The organism is Bradyrhizobium denitrificans (assembly GCF_013179005.1).
Classification (GTDB): Bacteria; Pseudomonadota; Alphaproteobacteria; order Rhizobiales; family Xanthobacteraceae; genus Bradyrhizobium; species Bradyrhizobium denitrificans.
Genome location: NZ_JABFDP010000012.1, coordinates 87,586 through 103,431, shown reverse-complemented (window position 1 = coordinate 103,431; position 15,846 = coordinate 87,586). Strand labels below are relative to the sequence as shown.

Sequence of the window (15,846 nt, the reverse complement as noted above, 5' to 3'; positions counted from 1 at the left end):
TCATGGCAAAGATCGTCGGCGCAATCACCACCTCCCACGTTCCGGCCATCGGCGGCGCGATCGCCAAGGGGCTGCAGCAGGATCCCTATTGGAAGCCGTTCTTCGATGGCTTCCCGCATGTGCGCGAGTGGCTCGCCAAGGTGAAGCCGGATGTCGTGGTGCTGGTCTATAACGACCACGGGCTCAATTTCTTCCTCGACAAGATGCCGACCTTCGCGGTCGGCGCCTGCGACAGCTACAGCAATGCCGACGAAGGCTGGGGCATTCCGCAGACCGCGCCGTTCAAGGGCGACAGCGAATTATCCTGGCACCTGATCGAGCATCTGGTGAAGGAGGATTTCGATCTCACCACCTGCCAGGAGATGGTGGTCGATCACGCTTTCACTCTGCCGATGGCGTTGTGCTGGCCGGACCAGAAATGGCCAGTGCGCGTGGTGCCGGTCGTCGTCAACACAGTGCAGGCGCCGCTGCCCTCGGCCGCGCGCTGCTACAAGCTCGGTCAGGCGCTGGCGCGCGCCATCGAATCCTGGCCGAAGGACGAGCGGGTGGTCGTCATGGGCACCGGCGGCCTGTCGCACCAGCTGGACGGCGAGCGCGCCGGCTTCATCAACAAGGATTTCGACGAGACGTTCATGGCCAGCATGGTCGACGATCCCGCCTGGGCGACGAAGTACTCGACCACTGAGCTGGTGGAGCTGTCGGGCACGCAGGGCGTCGAACTCCTGAACTGGATGGTCGCGCGCGGCGCCCTGCCGGAGAAGGTGCGCAAGGAGCATTCCAACTACCACATTCCGATCTCCAATACGGCCACCGGGCTGATGGTGCTGGAGCCGGTGTAGCCTCGTCCTGGACGGCGACGATCGGGCGCTGTGCCGCCGACTTTCATGGCGCAGCACCGCTCCCGGATCGCCGCTTTGCCGCCGCGATGCGACGGCAAAGCGGGTGCGGGACGACAGCGGAACGTGCTGCGCGGACGCGCCTCGTTTCCGCTGTCATTCCGGCGACCGACGCGAACCATGCCGCGATACAGTCGGCAAGGTTGCGGCCAGTGGCCGCTCAGGTCACAGCGATTGACCGCGGCGGTTCGCCGCGAGCTACGCTTGCGCCTGCTGCGCCGGGGCCTCCTGGATCTCCTGGGTCTTGGCGCCCGATTTCAACTTTGTCATGAACGCCTTGAACGCCGGGCCGAACTCGGCGAACAGCGGTTCGCCGCGATGGTTCAGCATCACGCCGCCGAGCAGCTTCAGCCCGGTGACGAACGCCTTGCTCTCGTTCTGGTCGAACAAGCCGCGGCGCTGGACGCGCGCGACGATCTCGTTGAGATCGTCATGGTTGGTGAAGGTGAAGTCGTAGCTGCGGCCGGCGCTGCCGTCGGCGCTTGGGGTGATGTCGGTCACTTCGATGGCGTAGGCGTGGGGCATCGGTTGCCTCCTTGTGCAAGAGGGGGGGGACTGATCAGGTTGAGGTGCCCTCGTCATCGCCCTGGATCTCGGCGATGGCGCGGGTGAGAATGTCGCTGACGCGGTTGGCTTCCGCATCGCTCCAGCCGGGGCGGTGCATCTTGAGCGCCATCTTCAGCGTCTGCACCGCCTGCAGCACCGGCTCGGGCGGGCGCATGCCGCCCATCGTGCGCGCCATGATCCGCATCCGGTTGAGCAGGCCCTCGATCGCGGCGGCGTCGTCCTTCAATGCCTGGCGTCCGGCGTCGGTGATCGCGAACAGCTTCTTGCCGCCCTCCGACGCTGCCGCTTCGATCTGGCCCATGTCCTCGAGCAGGCTGAGGATCGGATAGACCGACCCCGGGCTCGGCGAATAGGCGCCGCCGACCAACTGCTCGACGGCCTTGATCAGCTCATAGCCATGGCGCGGCTTCTCGCCGATCAGCCACAGCAGCAGGCTGCGCAGGTCGCCGGGCCCGAAGAAGCGACCGCCGCCGCCCCGCCCGAACTCGTCGCGACCGCCGCGGCGGCCGTCGCGCTCGAACAGCCCATGTCCGCGGTGCCGGCCGAAGCCTGGGCCGCGTTCTCCAAGCCGAACCTCCTCGCAGCTTTCGTCAGAACGATGCTGGCCGTGGCGATGGCCTGGGTGGTGGCCGCGATGGCCCCAGCCGCGGACCTCGCGGTCGTCGTCAAAACCCGGGCGGCCGAATGTCCAATGATGTCTCATACGATATGATCTCCATTTCGTACGAACGATATATCGTTATGTCGTATCGTTTGTCAATGCGCCGGTGTCGAGTTTGCGAAGCCGGCGCCAAGTGTCTGATAAAGAAAATGTTTTCCCTCACGAGACGGCGGCGGGCGCCTCCTTGCTGTGCGCTGTCGCCTCGACCGTTGTGCCGCGATGGGCAATCAGCGCATAGGCGACGGGGACCACGAACAGCGTGAACAGGGTGCCGATCGAGAGGCCGGTGGCGATGACCAGGCCCATGTTGAAGCGCGACACCGCGCCGGCGCCGCTCGCGGTGATCAGCGGGATCACGCCGAGCACCATCGCCGCGGTCGTCATCAGGATCGGCCGCAGCCGGATCGTCGCGGCTTCGATGATCGCCTCGGTGCGGTCCTTGCCCTGTTCACGCAGCTCATTGGCGACCTCCACCATCAGGATGCCGTGCTTGCTGACCAGGCCCATCAGGGTGACGAGGCCGACCTGGGTGTAGATGTTGATGCTGGCGCCGCCGATGCCGAGGCTGATGAAGATCAGCGCGCCGGCCAGCGACATCGGCACCGAGACCAGGATGATGATGGGATCGACGAAGCTGTTGAAGAGGGCGGCGAGCGCCAGGAAGATGATGATCAGCGCGAAGACGAAGGTGGTGACGAAGCCGCCGGATTCCTGTTCGAGCTGCCGCGAGGCGCCGCCATAATCGATCGAATAGCCCGATGGCAGGGACTTCCCGAGCTCCTTCAGCGTCGCCAGCGCGTCTCCCATCGAGACACCCGGCATCGCGACGCCGGAGATGGTCGCGGCGTTGATCTGCTGGAAGTGGTTAAGCGACTCCGGGATTGTCTTGTGCTCGAGATGGGCGACCGTCGCAAGCGGCACCATGGTGCTGCTGCCGGCGCGGATCGAATAATCCAGGAGTTGCGCGTCGGTCAGGCGGTCGTTCTGCCGCACCTGGGGGATCACCTTGTAGGAGCGGCCCTCGAGGCTGAAATAATCGAGATAATTGCCGCCCAGCATGGTGGCGAGCGCGCCGCCGAGATCGCTCATCTTGAGGCCGAGATCGGCGGCCTTGTCGCGGTCGAACACGACGGTGGTCTGCGGCTTGTCGATCTTGAGGTCGCTGTCGAGGAAGATGAACTTGCCGCTGGCGAGCGCCTTGTTCATGAGGTCGCGCGACACATCATTGAGCTGGTTGAAGGTGCCGGTGCTGCCGATCACGAACTGGATCGGCAGGCCGTTGCTGCCCGGCAGCGGCGACGGCTGGAAGGCGACCGAGCGCGCGCCGGCGATGCCATTCAGCATCTGCTGGAATTCAGGCTGCAAGGTCTTCGTCGTTGCCTTGCGCTGATCCCAGGGCTTGAGCACCCAGCCGCCGATCACCTGCGTGGAGGCGTCGATCTGGAACACCGTGCGTGTCTCCGGCCGATCCGCGATCAGGTCATGCAATTGCTGCGCATAGAACTGTCGCTGCTCCAGCGTGGCCGAAGGCGCCGAATTGGTCAGCGTCAGCACCACGCCCTGGTCCTCGTCCGGTGCGAGCTCGCTGGTGGAGCTGACATAGAGCCAGGGGATCATCGCGAGCAGCAGAAACGCGAACACCACGACGACAGGCTTGGTCGAGAACACGCTTTCGAGGCAGCGGCGATAGGCATGCGCGAGCCGCTCGAGCACGTGGTCGATCGCGCGCACCAGCCGCGCCTCCAGCGTGGTCGAACCGCGCTCGGTCCGCCGCAGCAGCCAGGCGCAGTTCATCGGCGACAAGGTCAGCGCGATCACCGCCGAGACGGTGACGGCGCCGGCCAGCGTAAAGGCGAACTCGGTGAACAGCGCGCCGGTGAGGCCGCCCTGGAAGCCGACGGGCACATAGACCGCGATCAGCACCACGGTCATCGCGATGATCGGGCTCGCCAGGGCCCGCCCCGACTGGATCGCCGCCTCGACCGGCGACACGCCCTCGTCGATCAGGCGATGCACGGCCTCGACGACGATGATGGCATCGTCGACGACGAGGCCGATGGCGAGCACCAGGGCCAGCAAGGTGAGCAGGTTGATGGAGAAGCCCATCAGGAGCATCAGGCCGAAGGTGCCGATCAGCGACAGGGGAATGGCGATGACCGGGATCAGGACCGAGCGCCACGAGCCCAGGAACATGAACACGACCACGATGACGATGCCGATCGCCTCCACCAGGGTGTGCTCGACCTCGTCGATCGAGGAGTTCACGAAGTCGGTGGAATCGTAGATGATCTCGCTGCGGATGCCGTTGGGCAACTGCTGCTGCAGATCCGGGAAGACGGCCTTCACGCCATTGATCACGTCGAGCAGATTGGCCGTCGGCGCCACCTGAATGCCGATATAGACCGCGGTCTTGCCGTTGAAGCGTGTCGCCGTGTCATAGTCGTCATTGCCGAGGGTGACGCTGGCGACGTCACGCAGGCGGATGATGGCGCCGTTCACCTGCTTCACGACCAGGTTGCGGTATTGCTCCAGCGAATGCAGGTTGGTCGCCGCGGCGAGGTCGACCTGCACCAGCCGGCCCTTGGTCGTGCCGAGACCGGAAATGTAGTCATTGCCGGACAAGGCGGTCGACACGTCCGTCGCGGTCAGGCCGTAGGCGGCGAGCTTGTCGGGATCGAGCCAGGCGCGGAGCGCGAACTTCTTGGCGCCGATCAGCTCGGCGGTCTGCACCCCCGAGACCGCCTGGAGCTTCGGCTGCACCACGCGGGTCAGATAGTCCGTGATCTGGTTGGGCGCGAGCACGTCGCTGGCGAAGCCGATATACATCGCATCGATGGTCTGGCCCACCTTGAGGGTCAAGGTCGGCTGCTGCGTGCCGGTCGGCAGCTGATTCAACACCGAGTTCACCTTGGCGTTGATCTCGGTCATCGCCTTGCCGGAATCGTAATTGAGCCGCAGGTTGACCGTGATGGTGCTGCTGCCGGTGACGCTGGTCGAGGTCATGTAGTCGATGCCGTTGGCCTGGGCGATCGCATTCTCGAGCGGCGTCGTGATGAAGCCCGCGATGATGTCGGAATCGGCGCCGGCATAGGCGGTGCTCACCGTGACGATCGCGTTCTGGGTGCGCGGATATTGCAGGATCGAGAGCGTCGTCATCGAGCGCAGGCCGAGGACGAGGATCAGGGCGCTGACCACGAGCGCCAGTACCGGCCGGCGGATGAAGATGTCTGTGAAACGCATGGATGTTCTCTGAACGAGGGCGCGGGGCTTACTGGTCGACGATGTTCGGCGCCGCCTCGGCGACAGGAACGTGCGAATTGTCGATCTTCACCGGGCTGCCATTGCGCAGCTTGAGCTGGCCTGCGATCACCACCGTCTCGCCGGGCTTGACGCCGTCGGTGATGGCGACGCGGTCGCCCTTGGCCGGCTTGCTTTTGATGAACATCTGCCGCGCCTTGCCCTGGCCGTCCTTGAGATCGTCGACGATGTAAACGAGATCGCCATAGGGATTGCTGACGACAGCCGTCAGCGGCACATTCACGAGTTGCTCGGGGTTGCCGGTCGCGATCTCGACCTTGGCGAACATGCCCGGCAGCAGCCGGGCCTGATTGTTGCGCAAGGTGGCGCGGACCTGGACGTTGCGGCTGGTGGAATCGACCTTGGCGTTGATCGCCGAAATCTGGCCGGTGAAGCGCTCGCCCGGAAAGGCATCGACGGCGACGCCGACATCCTGGCCGATCCGGATCTCCGCGAGCGATTGTTGCGGCAAATAGAAATCGACGAAGATCGGATCAAGGCTCTGCAATGTCACGATCGTGGTGCCGGCTCCGAGATACTGGCCGAGATCGACGGCGCGGATGCCGAGTCGGCCGGCAAACGGCGCCTTCAGCGTCTTCTGCTCGACGATCGCCTTCTGCTGAGTCACCAGCGCCTGGGCGTTCTTCAGATTGGCGCGGTCGCTGTCGAGCGTCGCCTGGCTGACGGCGTTGAACTTGATCTGCTCCTCGTCGCGCTTGACCACGATGGCATAGTTCTCGGCCGTTGCCTGCAGCGATTGCAGCTTGGCGACGTCGTCGGTGGCGACCAGCTGCAGCAGCGGCTGGCCCGCCTCGACGCTGTCGCCGGAATTGAACTGGATGCTCTGCACGATGCCGGCGACCTGCAGCGCCAGGTCGGCGCCGTTGACGGCACGCAGCGAGCCGACCGCGGTGAGATTGGTGCGCCAGGGCGCGGTCTCCGCGGTGACCGTCGAGACCGTCTGCGGCGGGTTCGCCATGGCGCCGATCGCCTTGGCGATCATGATGCCCTTGAAGGTCTGAAAGCCGTAGAGACCGCCAAACAGAACAGCCATGGCGGCCAGCATGATGGTCATGCGCTTCTTCATCACATTGCTTCCTGGGTCGTCCGATTGGGGCCGGCGAAATAGCCGGGGTTGGCGCGGGGCAGCGCCGCTGGTGTCTCGTCCTGGCGATGCCACCAGCCGCCGCCGAGCGCCTGGAACAGCGCCGCGGTGTCGGTGAAGCGGGTGGCCTGCGACTTGATGCGGGAGACCCGCGCGTTGAGATAGGATTGCTGCGCGTTGATGACGTTGGCGTAGGGCACGGCGCCGCTCTTGAACTGTTCGATCGCCATGTTGAGGCTGTCGGCGGTCGCCTTCTCGGCGGCGGCCTGCGCCTTCAGCGCCTCGGCGTCGTATTGGATGGCGCGCAAGGAGTCGGCGACGTTCTGAAATGCGGTGATGACCGTACTCTTGTAGAGCGACAGGTCCTGCTCGAACGTCGCAACGTCGGCCTCCTTGGTGTGGTAGAGCGCGCCGCCGTCGATCAGCTTCTGGCTGACGCTCGCGGCGGCCTCCCATACCAGCGTGGTCGGCGAGAACAGCCGCTCCGGTCCGCTCGCGCCATAGCTGCCCGACAGCGTGACCTGCGGCAGCAGATTGGCAATGCCGACGCCGACCGTCGCGGTGGCCTGATGCAAGGTCGCCTCGGCCTGCCGGATGTCGGGCCGTTGGCGGACCAAGGAGGAGGGCAGCGAGACCGGCAGCTTGCGCGGCAGTCGGAGCTCGGCAAGGCTGACATGCTCGCCGCGATCCTGATGCGGCAGCCGGCCGAGATAGGCCATCAGCTGATTGCGCTGCTGCGCCAGCTGCTTCTGCAGCGGGGCGAGCGTTGCCTTGGCCTGCGCCAGCGTCGCCTCTTGCGACAGCACGTCCGATTTGGAGATGGCGCCGACGTCGAACTGGCGCTGGATCCGCTCGAGCTGATCGGTCTCCGCCTTGATGATCTCCTCGGTCGCGGCGATCTGATCGCGCAGCGAGGCGTCGGTGATCGCAGCGGTCACGACATTGGCGGTCAGCGAGAGATAGGTCGCTTCCATCCTGAACGCCTGGTAGTCCGCCTGCGCCTGCAGCGCCTCGACCTGGCGGCGGGTGCCGCCCCACAGATCGAGCGCATAGCTGACGCTGACGGAGGCACCATAGAGTGTGTAGAGCGAGGTCTGGCCCGGCCATTGTCCGGACTGCGTGGTCGAGGCCTGCGTGCGCTCGGCCGATCCGCTCGCGCTTACCTGTGGAAACAGCGATCCCTGCTGCGACAGCGCGTTCTCGCGCGCGGCCCGCAGCGCATATTGCGCAGCTTCAATGTCCGGATGGTTGCGAATCGCCTCCTCGACAAAGGCGTTGATCTGCCGGGAATGAAACAGCGCCCACCAGGTGCCGGGCAGGTCGCTCCCGGCGGCAAAACTTTGCGCATTGCCGCCCGGCGTCGCCGCACTTCCGGTCGGAGCGAGCCGGCGCTCGGACGTGTAGCCGGTCGCGGGCGGCGCGTCAGGCGGCATGAAGTCCGGCCCGACGGCGCAGGACGCGAGCAGCACGCTGCAGCCGACGAGGCCCAGCGGCGTCGCCGCCGTGCCGCGTCTCGAGAGGATCCGTCGCGTCGTCGGAAACATTCGGACATCATTTGTCATAAAACTAAACCGTTTAGTTCTTCTTGAGGAACCATGCTGTGCATGTCATGCTTGAGTCAAGTCACGTTGATGCTAGGAGGGAGGATGACATCCTCTTCGAATCCAGGTCTATCCCGCGTTGTTACGGACGCCGGCCGTACAGAACGGAAGCACACGCAGATCGTCGACAGTGCACGGACTCTATTTTTGGAGAGCGGCTTCGATACCACCAGCGTCGATGCGATCGCACGCCATGCGGGAGTGTCGAAGGCAACGCTCTATGCTCATTTCACCGACAAGGATGCATTGCTCCTCGCGCTTGTCGAGGAAGATTGCGAACGCCGGCGCGATCCGCTGTGGATGCCGCATGATCGGACGATCGATCTCGAACGCGATCTGCGTGAGATCGGGCAGCGATTCCTGTCGATATTTCTGGACGATCAAGCGCTGGCGATGCATCGGCTGATCATGTCCTGCGCCGCGCGCTATCCGGCGATCGCCGAAGCCTTCATGCGGGCGGGGCCCGACCGATGCGACGCCGAGGTCGCAGCTTTTCTGCGCGCGGCAAAGGCCGAGGGATTGATCGATGTCCCCAATGTCAGGCTGGCCGCAACGCAGTTTCTCATGCTGATCCAGGGCCGGCTGCCATTGACGTGGGCGCTGTCGCTGCAGGCGCCGAGCGCGGCGGAGTCCCGCGCCCAGCTCGAAGGGGGGATCAAGGTGTTCATTGCCGCCTACGGCCGCAAGGCGGGACCAACCAGACAGGCGAGGCCGGTGACGAAGACGGCTTCGAAGCGCGCGCGCGCGCCAGCGTCCCGGCGTCCCTGATCGTCAGGAGCTCTGGGACGTCGCCACGACGGGCTTTGCCGGAAACGCTCGGGCCCGGTTCGGCCGCCGCAGCCGGCGCTGCGTCCAGATCAGCACGCCCGTGACCAGCAACGCCAGCAGCACGACCGAGATCAGCACGTTGGCCAGGCTGCCGATGGTCGACCAATTGCCCTCGTGGAGCAGGCGCGGCCAGTTGCGCGGCAGCGCGGAGAGACCGTCGGGCGTGATCGCATAGGCGCGCAACTCGTCGCCCTCGATGATTCGCGCCAGCAGCCGTCCGCCGCGATTCCCGATGGAATTCACCTGCGCAAGATCGTGATCTCGGGCGACGACGTTGATGGCATCAGCCAGCGACAGGCGAGCGGGCGCCGGTGCTGGCGTGCTGCCCGCGAAGGTCAGGCCAAGCTCGAGGCAGATCCCGGTCAACGGGCTGAGCAGGATCAAGGGCAGCGTGAACCAGGCCGCGCCCTTGTGCCAGCCGGACAGCGTGTTGCGCAGCCGAGGTAGCCCCATCAGGATGCCGATGACCATGATCGTGACCATCGCGATGGTGGAGATCAGGGTGAGACCGGGGATGCCGATCAGGTGCTCATGGGTCATCCGCGCCCATTGGAAGGTGCCGGCCAGGGCTGGCCGGTCTGTCACGGCGCCGCTCGCGAGATCGATCTCTGTGCCCGGACGGCCGAGCAGCGTGATGTGCTGCACCGCCGGGTTGATCGACAGGCCGCGCGCCTTGCCGTCGGGATCATATTGCTTGACCAGCGCGACCACGCGTGCGGCATCGATGCCGCCGGGCTTGACCGCCGCAACCTGCGTCACCGGTTCGAAGGAAAGAATCAATCCCGTCACGATGATCACCAGCAAGGGCAGGGCGAAGACCAGGCTGATCCAGCGGTGGAGTTTGAGCAGCAGCAGCTTGTTCATGACCGTCTCCGAATGATCGTCACGCATGAAGCGCGATGCGGCGCGACAATGGTCCGCAGGCGTTTGCCTCCCGTATGTTTCCGATCGTTTCCTGCCGGACGGCGTACATGGTGCCGAGGGCCGTGTTGCGCTTTCATTAGCTGAGCCGTCCGGCGCGATGAAAGAGCGCAACTATTAATTTTAAGTCATGCGCGCTTTGATCGATGTCATTGCGGCGTTGGCATGGCTGTCATTGCTACAAGGATTCGGTGCCTGCGAGACCGGGGTGCCGGCGGCTGCGCGCAGCGCCGTGTCGTGGACAGACATTCCGTCGTGATGTCCGGAGCGGTCACTCTGCTTGGTCGCGGCGACGCCGAGGCGAGGAAGCCGCAGAGTCTCCGCGCTCGCCTGCCGCGCTGTGCGGACCGTCCGGCGCGTCGACGGCATCGCCATCCAGCACCTGCGTGAGACGTGTCGTATCGAGGGCATTCTCCCACCGCGCGATGACGATGGTCGCCACCGCATTGCCGATCAGGTTGGTCGGCGTGAGCCCCTGAGACATCAGCCGATGGATGCCGAGCACCAGCGCGACGCTGGCCACGGGAATCGTCCCGGTGGCCGCGAGGGTTGCCGCCAGCACGACGAAGGCCGCGCCGGCGATTCCCGCGGCGCCCTTCGAGGTCACCAGCAGGATCAGCAGCAGCCCGATCTGGTGGCCGATGTCGAGATGGGTGTTGGTGGCCTGCGCCAGGAAGACGGCGGCGGTGGCGAGGTAGAGGCAGGTGCCGTCGAGGTTGAAGGAATAGCCGGTCGGAATGACAAGGCCGACGATGCTGCGCTCGCAACCGGCAGCTTCCAGCTTCTCCAGCATGCGCGGCAGCACGGTCTCTGACGAGGTGGTTGCGATGCAGACCAGAACCTCGTCGCGGATGTAGCGGATCAGCTTCCACAGGCTGAAGCCGGTGAGGGCGGCGATCGGGCCGAGCACCGCGGCGATGAAGATTAGGCAGGTCACGTAGAAGCTGCCGAGCAGCAGGCCGAGCTTGGCGAGCGAGCCCAAGCCGAACTTGCCGACGGTGAAGGCGATGGCGCCGAAGGCGCCGAGCGGCGCGGCCCACATCACGATCCTGACCACGCCGAAGATCATCTGCCCGCCGACCTCGATCACGTCGGTCACGGGCTTGGCGCGCTCGCCGAGCCAGATCAGCGCGAAGCCGCACATCACCGAGATGAACAGCACCTGCAGGATGTTGCCCTCGGCGAAGGCGCCGACAAAGGTTTGCGGGATGATGTTGAGCAGGAACGGCACCAGGCCCACCGCCGCGGTCTGCTTGACATAGGGCTCGATGGTGGCGGCGTTGATGGTCGCCGGGTCGATGTTCATGCCGACGCCGGGCTGGAACAGGTTGACGGCGGCGAGACCGATGATCAGCGCCAAGGTCGTGATCACCTCGAAATAGACCAGCGCCTTGATCGCGACGCGGCCGACCTTGGCCATGTCGGCCATGTGGGCGATGCCGTTGACCACGGTGCAGAAGATGATCGGCGCGATCAGCATCCGGATCGCCTTGATGAAGGCGTCGCCCAGCGGCTGCATCTGGGCGCCGAGATCCGGCTTCACGGCGCCGAGCAGGATGCCGGCGGCCATCGCGACCATGACCTGGACCCACAGCTCCTTCCACCAGGCGCGGCGGGAGCCTGCCTTGCTGTCGGCAGTCAGGGTCGTGGTGGTCATGATCGGTCCTGTCGGTTGGCCTTGCGCCGGTGCTGGTGATTCAGCTCTTCGCGGCGAACTTGAACAGCCGTTCGGGATTGCTGACAAGCAGCTTCTGCTGGATCGCAGGGGCCGGGGCGTAGAGTGGGATCAGATCGACCAGATCACCGTCATTGGGCATGATCTTGACGTTCGGATGTGGCCAGTCGGTGCCCCAGATGACGCGGTCGGGCGCATTGTCGATCAGCTTTCGGGCGAACGGGACCGCGTCGTGGAACGGCGGGCCGGAGGCCGAGGCGCGCTCGGGACCGGTGATCTTGACCCAGCACTTCTCGTCGCTGGCCTGCAGGTTGAGCAGCGCCTTGAACTCGGCGTCGTCGATGCCCTTGGCGGCGCTGATCGTGCCCATGTGGTCGATCACATAGGTGACGGGGAGCGCCTTCAGGACCGGCACGAATTCCTGGATCGTGCCGGCCTCGAGGTAGATGTCGACATGCCAGCCGATCGCCGCGACGCGATCGACCAGGGTGCGGAACACCGTCATGTCGCCGACCCCGCCGAGCCGACGCAGGAAGGCGAAACGGCAGGCGCAGATGCCGGCCTTGCCGAGCGCTGCGAGGTCGGCATCGGACATCGCGGCGTTGATGTTGGCGACGCCCTTGTACTTGCCGTTGCTCTGCGCAATCGCGTCGGTGACGACGCGGTTGTCGGTGCCATGAACGGTCGCATTGACGATGACGGCGCGCTCGATCCCGATCTTGGCATGAAGCGCCCGAAACATCTCCAGTGGCGCCTCCGGTGGGGTGTAGGGGCGGGTCGGCGAGAACGGGTAGGTCGCTGCCGGGCCGAAAATGTGAGTGTGGGTGTCGACGCTGCCCGGCGGCGCCTTGAAGTTCGGCGTCTTGGTCGCCGGATCCGGCCCGGGAATGCTGGGGATCTTGGTCTCATCAGCCCGCAGGCTCGCCGGGGCTGCGCCGAGCGCGGTTGCCGTGCCCAGTCCCGCCATGGTGGCCAGCAGATCTCGTCGTCGCATCGTGGGTCTCCTTCAAATGGCCGTCGTGACCGGCAGCGTCACCTGCCGGGTCACAGCATGTCTAATCGCCGGAATCGGCGGGCAGCCGATCCGCTCAGGCCGCCTTGCGGCCGGCCGCGACGATGTCGCCGGCGCTGGCCAGGGTTTCGACAGTCCAGCAGCGCTCCATCACGGTCGCGATCTGCTGCGGGGGAATGATGCCTTCGGCGAGATCCTTGAACTTGCGCTCGAGATCGGCATCGCTCATCGGCCGCTCCAGGCTGCCGATCGCATGCTCGATCCGCTTGGTCAGCACGCGGCCATCGGTGAGCGTGATCGACATCTCGACCTGTTCCGGCTTGATCGCCGCATCGATCACCGGATTGACCTTGCGGCGCAGCTCGATGATCGCGCCATCGCGCACCGCGCGGTCGGAAAACTGCTTCTCGCCCCCAGCGCCTTCGATCAGGGCCACAGCGACCGCGTGGTAGACGCTGAACTTGCCCTCCAGCCCTTCCTTCGGAGTCTTCTTGCCGGTCAGTTAGAGCACCAAAGGATTGACCTTCATGTCGATCGACTTGACCTGCGCTGCGGTCAGGCTGTTCTCGTTGCGCAGCTGGATCGCGGCATCGATCGCGGGATGAAGCACGATCCCGCAGGCAAACGGCTTGTAGGTGTTGAGCGCGGCCTCATAGCGCTGGCCGAGCTCGCCGGTGATCTCGCGGTAGTCCTGCTTGGTGCTGATCGTGTTGGCCCAGCCGCGCTTGGCCTCGATCATCCCATCGGAGCTGGTGTAGTTCTTCGACGCGAGGATCGCCGCGAACAGGCCGTCGGCGGTGGCGCGGCCGGGATTGAAGCTCTTGTTCATCGAGCCGAAGGATTCGCGCAGGCCCACCGGCTGCGAGGCGGCGAGCCCGAGCGCCCACACCATCTGCTGTTCGCTCAGGCCCATCAGCCGGCCCGCGGCGGCGGCCGCGCCGAACACGCCGGCGGTCCCGGTGATGTGCCAGCCGACATCGTAATGATTGGGATACACCGCGTTGCCGATCCGGCATTCGGTCTCGACCCCGAGCACGAGCGCATTGAGCAGGTCGCGGCCATTGACCGGCTTCATCTCTGCAAGAGCCAGGATGGCCGAGATCACCGGCCCGCCGGGATGAATGATCGTCTTCAGGTGGGTGTCGTCGTAATCGAAGATGTGGCTGGAGACGCCATTGATGAAGGCCGCGTTCATGATGTCGAGCCGCTCGGCTCGGCCGAACAGGCTGGCCTGCGGCGGGCCGGAAAACGGCGCCAGCGCCGCGACCGCGATGTCCACCGTCTCGTGGTGCGACCCGCCAATGGCGACGCCGACATAGTTCAGGAGCGTGCGGACGCCTGCCTTGCGGACATTCTCCGGCAGGTCCTCGTAGCGCGCGCTGACGAGATAATGGGCGAGGATCTTCGTGACGTCCTTGCTGTCGGACTTGGCCGCATCTGCCGCCGTTGCCGGCACGCGGCAGAGGGGCGCCAGCGACAGGCCTGCGGCCCCCGCCATGAGTTGGCGGCGTGACATCGTGATCATGATGACGTCCTCCCGATCCGGCGCCTTGTCGCGTCCGTGTTGCGCTTGGCCCTGGCGCGATCCTGATCCGGTTCGCCACTGGCATGCCACGATCCTGCACTCGTCCAGACTTTACAAGGAGCCTTGGGTGAACGGTCAGTTCGCTTGATTGGACAATGCGCTGTGGCCTGCGCGGCGATGTTGCGGATGCGGTGGTTCGAGGGGCGCTGCAAGACAAGTGGCCATGGCAGGATCGTCTTCAACGCGCCTGTGAGAAGGGCAGTCCATCACGGCGCTGCGGTGAATTGTTCGTGTGACGGAAAAGCGAGTAACGTCAACGGTATGCCGTGCGTTCTGATCATGCGCTGACAGCTCGAAGTGCCGTTGTGGACACCGCCGGCGGAATGCTATGCGACAGCAAAGGCGGTGTTGGCGGCGCGGCGCTGCGGCCTGACGGCCGACCTGAGAACAACAACGGGCAAAGGAAACACCATGGTCGACGCGCTCATCATCGACGCCTGCAGGACACCGCGCGGCATCGGCAAGGCCGGCAAGGGGGCGCTGGCCGGGCTGCATCCGCAGCATCTCGGCGCCACCGTGCTGCGCGCCTTGGCGGATCGCACCGGCATCAACACCGCCGATGTCGACGATATCATCTGGGGCTGCTCGTCGCAGCGCGGCCCGCAGAGCGGCGATCTCGGCCGCATGTCGGCGCTCGATGCCGGCTATGACATCCGCGCCTCCGGCGTCACGCTCGACCGCTTCTGCGGCTCCGGCATCACCAGCGTCAATATCGCGGCCGCTTCGATCATGGCGGGGCAAGAGGATCTCGTCGTGGCCGGCGGCTGCGAGATGATGTCGATGGAAGGACGGCGCGGCGAGGGTCCGCTGATGATGGATGCCGGCAATCTGCATCTGCGCGCGCTGCATCCGCAGTCGCATCAAGGCGTGTGCGCCGACGCCATCGCGACCATGGAAGGCATCACCCGCGCCGATGTCGATGCGCTCGGGCTGGAGAGCCAGAAGCGCGCCGCGGCCGCGATCGCCGGCGGGCACTTCAAGAAGAGCCTGGTGCCGGTGCATCGCGACGACGGCAGCCTCGCGCTCGACCATGAGGAATATCCGCGGCCGCAGACCACCGCCGAGGCGCTGGCCGGGCTGAAGCCGGCGTTTCCGGCGATTGCCGATTACGCGCTCGACGACAAGGGCACGACCTATCGCGGCCTGATCCTGCAGCGCTATCCCGGCCTCGAGATCGAGTTCATGCATCACGCCGGCAATTCGTCGGGCGTGGTCGACGGCGCCGCCGCGCTGCTGCTGGCCTCGCCGGCTTATGCCAAGGCGCATGGGCTCAAGCCCCGCGCGCGCGTGGTGGCGATGGCCAATATGGGCGACGATCCGACCTTGATGCTGAACGCGCCGGTGCCGGCGACGCGCAAGGTGCTGGCCAAGGCCGGGCTCACGCTCGATGACATCGACCTGTTCGAGATCAACGAGGCGTTCGCGGTCGTTGCCGAGAAGTACATCCGCGACCTCAAGCTCGACCGCGCCAAGGTCAACGTCAATGGCGGTTCGATCGCGCTGGGGCACCCGATCGGGGCCACAGGCTCGATTCTGATCGGCACCCTGCTCGACGAGCTGGAGCGGCGCGACCTCAAGCGCGGCCTGGTCACGATGTGCGCGGCCGGCGGCATGGCGCCGGCGATCATCATCGAGCGCGTCTGAGGCGTTCGTCTATCGCCTGATACCGGTCGTTGCGTCAGCCGCGGACCCCCGCAG

The 15,846-nt window shown here is 65.5% G+C and carries 11 protein-coding genes and 1 pseudogene; 3 read left to right on the top strand and 9 right to left on the bottom strand.

Annotated features, from left to right (window positions below):
• Positions 1 to 2 precede the first annotated feature (2 nt).
• On the top strand, positions 3 to 839 hold the full coding sequence (locus HL671_RS14875) for a class III extradiol dioxygenase family protein (RefSeq protein ID WP_012042895.1): 837 nt from the start codon (positions 3 to 5) through the stop codon (positions 837 to 839).
• A gap of 255 nt (positions 840 to 1,094) precedes the next feature.
• Here HL671_RS14875 and HL671_RS14870 read toward each other — a convergent pair whose 3' ends face one another.
• The 5 genes from HL671_RS14870 to HL671_RS14850 all read right to left on the bottom strand — a co-directional run bounded on the left by HL671_RS14870 (position 1,095) and on the right by HL671_RS14850 (position 8,070).
• Positions 1,095 to 1,421 carry a DUF3861 domain-containing protein gene (locus HL671_RS14870; RefSeq protein ID WP_172236829.1) on the bottom strand — a complete coding sequence of 109 codons (327 nt, stop codon included), beginning with the start codon at positions 1,419 to 1,421 and terminating at the stop codon, positions 1,095 to 1,097.
• 34 nt (positions 1,422 to 1,455) lie between these two features.
• The gene (locus HL671_RS14865; RefSeq protein ID WP_172236828.1) at positions 1,456 to 2,166 is read right to left on the bottom strand and encodes a PadR family transcriptional regulator; all 711 of its coding nucleotides are present in this window, start codon (positions 2,164 to 2,166) and stop codon (positions 1,456 to 1,458) included.
• Between the two features lie 117 nt (positions 2,167 to 2,283).
• On the bottom strand, positions 2,284 to 5,364 hold the full coding sequence (locus HL671_RS14860) for an efflux RND transporter permease subunit (protein ID WP_172236827.1): 3,081 nt from the start codon (positions 5,362 to 5,364) through the stop codon (positions 2,284 to 2,286).
• A 28-nt stretch (positions 5,365 to 5,392) separates the two neighbouring features.
• Entirely contained in the window at positions 5,393 to 6,508 is a 1,116-nt protein-coding gene (locus tag HL671_RS14855; protein WP_012042899.1) for an efflux RND transporter periplasmic adaptor subunit, read from the bottom strand.
• On the bottom strand, positions 6,508 to 8,070 hold the full coding sequence (locus HL671_RS14850; protein ID WP_012042900.1) for an efflux transporter outer membrane subunit: 1,563 nt from the start codon (positions 8,068 to 8,070) through the stop codon (positions 6,508 to 6,510). Before HL671_RS14850 ends, HL671_RS14855 begins: the two co-directional genes overlap by 1 nt.
• Positions 8,071 to 8,121: 51 nt before the next feature.
• On the opposite strand from HL671_RS14850, the gene HL671_RS14845 reads away from it, so the two are divergent.
• Complete coding sequence (locus HL671_RS14845) at positions 8,122 to 8,895, top strand: TetR/AcrR family transcriptional regulator (RefSeq protein ID WP_172236826.1); 774 nt, start codon at positions 8,122 to 8,124, stop codon at positions 8,893 to 8,895.
• A gap of 3 nt (positions 8,896 to 8,898) precedes the next feature.
• On the opposite strand, the gene HL671_RS14840 is transcribed toward HL671_RS14845, so the two are convergent.
• The 4 genes and pseudogenes from HL671_RS14840 to HL671_RS14820 all read right to left on the bottom strand — a co-directional run bounded on the left by HL671_RS14840 (position 8,899) and on the right by HL671_RS14820 (position 14,088).
• Complete coding sequence (locus tag HL671_RS14840) at positions 8,899 to 9,819, bottom strand: PepSY-associated TM helix domain-containing protein (RefSeq protein ID WP_172236825.1); 921 nt, start codon at positions 9,817 to 9,819, stop codon at positions 8,899 to 8,901.
• A 328-nt stretch (positions 9,820 to 10,147) separates the two neighbouring features.
• On the bottom strand, positions 10,148 to 11,533 hold the full coding sequence (gene dctA, locus HL671_RS14830) for a C4-dicarboxylate transporter DctA (RefSeq protein ID WP_012042903.1): 1,386 nt from the start codon (positions 11,531 to 11,533) through the stop codon (positions 10,148 to 10,150).
• Positions 11,534 to 11,573: 40 nt separating this feature from the next.
• On the bottom strand, positions 11,574 to 12,545 hold the full coding sequence (locus HL671_RS14825; RefSeq protein WP_172236823.1) for an amidohydrolase family protein: 972 nt from the start codon (positions 12,543 to 12,545) through the stop codon (positions 11,574 to 11,576).
• A gap of 94 nt (positions 12,546 to 12,639) precedes the next feature.
• Positions 12,640 to 14,088, bottom strand: a pseudogene (locus tag HL671_RS14820) (MmgE/PrpD family protein).
• A gap of 471 nt (positions 14,089 to 14,559) precedes the next feature.
• Between HL671_RS14820 and HL671_RS14815 the strand changes: the two are divergent.
• Positions 14,560 to 15,792, top strand: coding sequence for an acetyl-CoA C-acetyltransferase (locus HL671_RS14815; RefSeq protein ID WP_172236822.1), 1,233 nt, complete (start codon positions 14,560 to 14,562; stop codon positions 15,790 to 15,792).
• The last annotated feature ends 54 nt before the right edge of the window (positions 15,793 to 15,846 follow it).

Coding starts and splice junctions, on each gene's coding strand:
- HL671_RS14845 (WP_172236826.1), top strand. CDS start 8,122: ATGCTGTGCATGTCATGCTTGAGTCAAGTCACGTTGATGCTAGGAGGG.
- HL671_RS14855 (WP_012042899.1), bottom strand. CDS start 6,508: ATGAAGAAGCGCATGACCATCATGCTGGCCGCCATGGCTGTTCTGTTT.
- HL671_RS14825 (WP_172236823.1), bottom strand. CDS start 12,545: ATGCGACGACGAGATCTGCTGGCCACCATGGCGGGACTGGGCACGGCA.
- HL671_RS14840 (WP_172236825.1), bottom strand. CDS start 9,819: ATGAACAAGCTGCTGCTGCTCAAACTCCACCGCTGGATCAGCCTGGTC.
- HL671_RS14860 (WP_172236827.1), bottom strand. CDS start 5,364: ATGCGTTTCACAGACATCTTCATCCGCCGGCCGGTACTGGCGCTCGTG.
- HL671_RS14870 (WP_172236829.1), bottom strand. CDS start 1,421: ATGCCCCACGCCTACGCCATCGAAGTGACCGACATCACCCCAAGCGCC.
- HL671_RS14815 (WP_172236822.1), top strand. CDS start 14,560: ATGGTCGACGCGCTCATCATCGACGCCTGCAGGACACCGCGCGGCATC.
- HL671_RS14865 (WP_172236828.1), bottom strand. CDS start 2,166: ATGAGACATCATTGGACATTCGGCCGCCCGGGTTTTGACGACGACCGC.
- dctA (WP_012042903.1), bottom strand. CDS start 11,533: ATGACCACCACGACCCTGACTGCCGACAGCAAGGCAGGCTCCCGCCGC.
- HL671_RS14850 (WP_012042900.1), bottom strand. CDS start 8,070: ATGTTTCCGACGACGCGACGGATCCTCTCGAGACGCGGCACGGCGGCG.
- HL671_RS14875 (WP_012042895.1), top strand. CDS start 3: ATGGCAAAGATCGTCGGCGCAATCACCACCTCCCACGTTCCGGCCATC.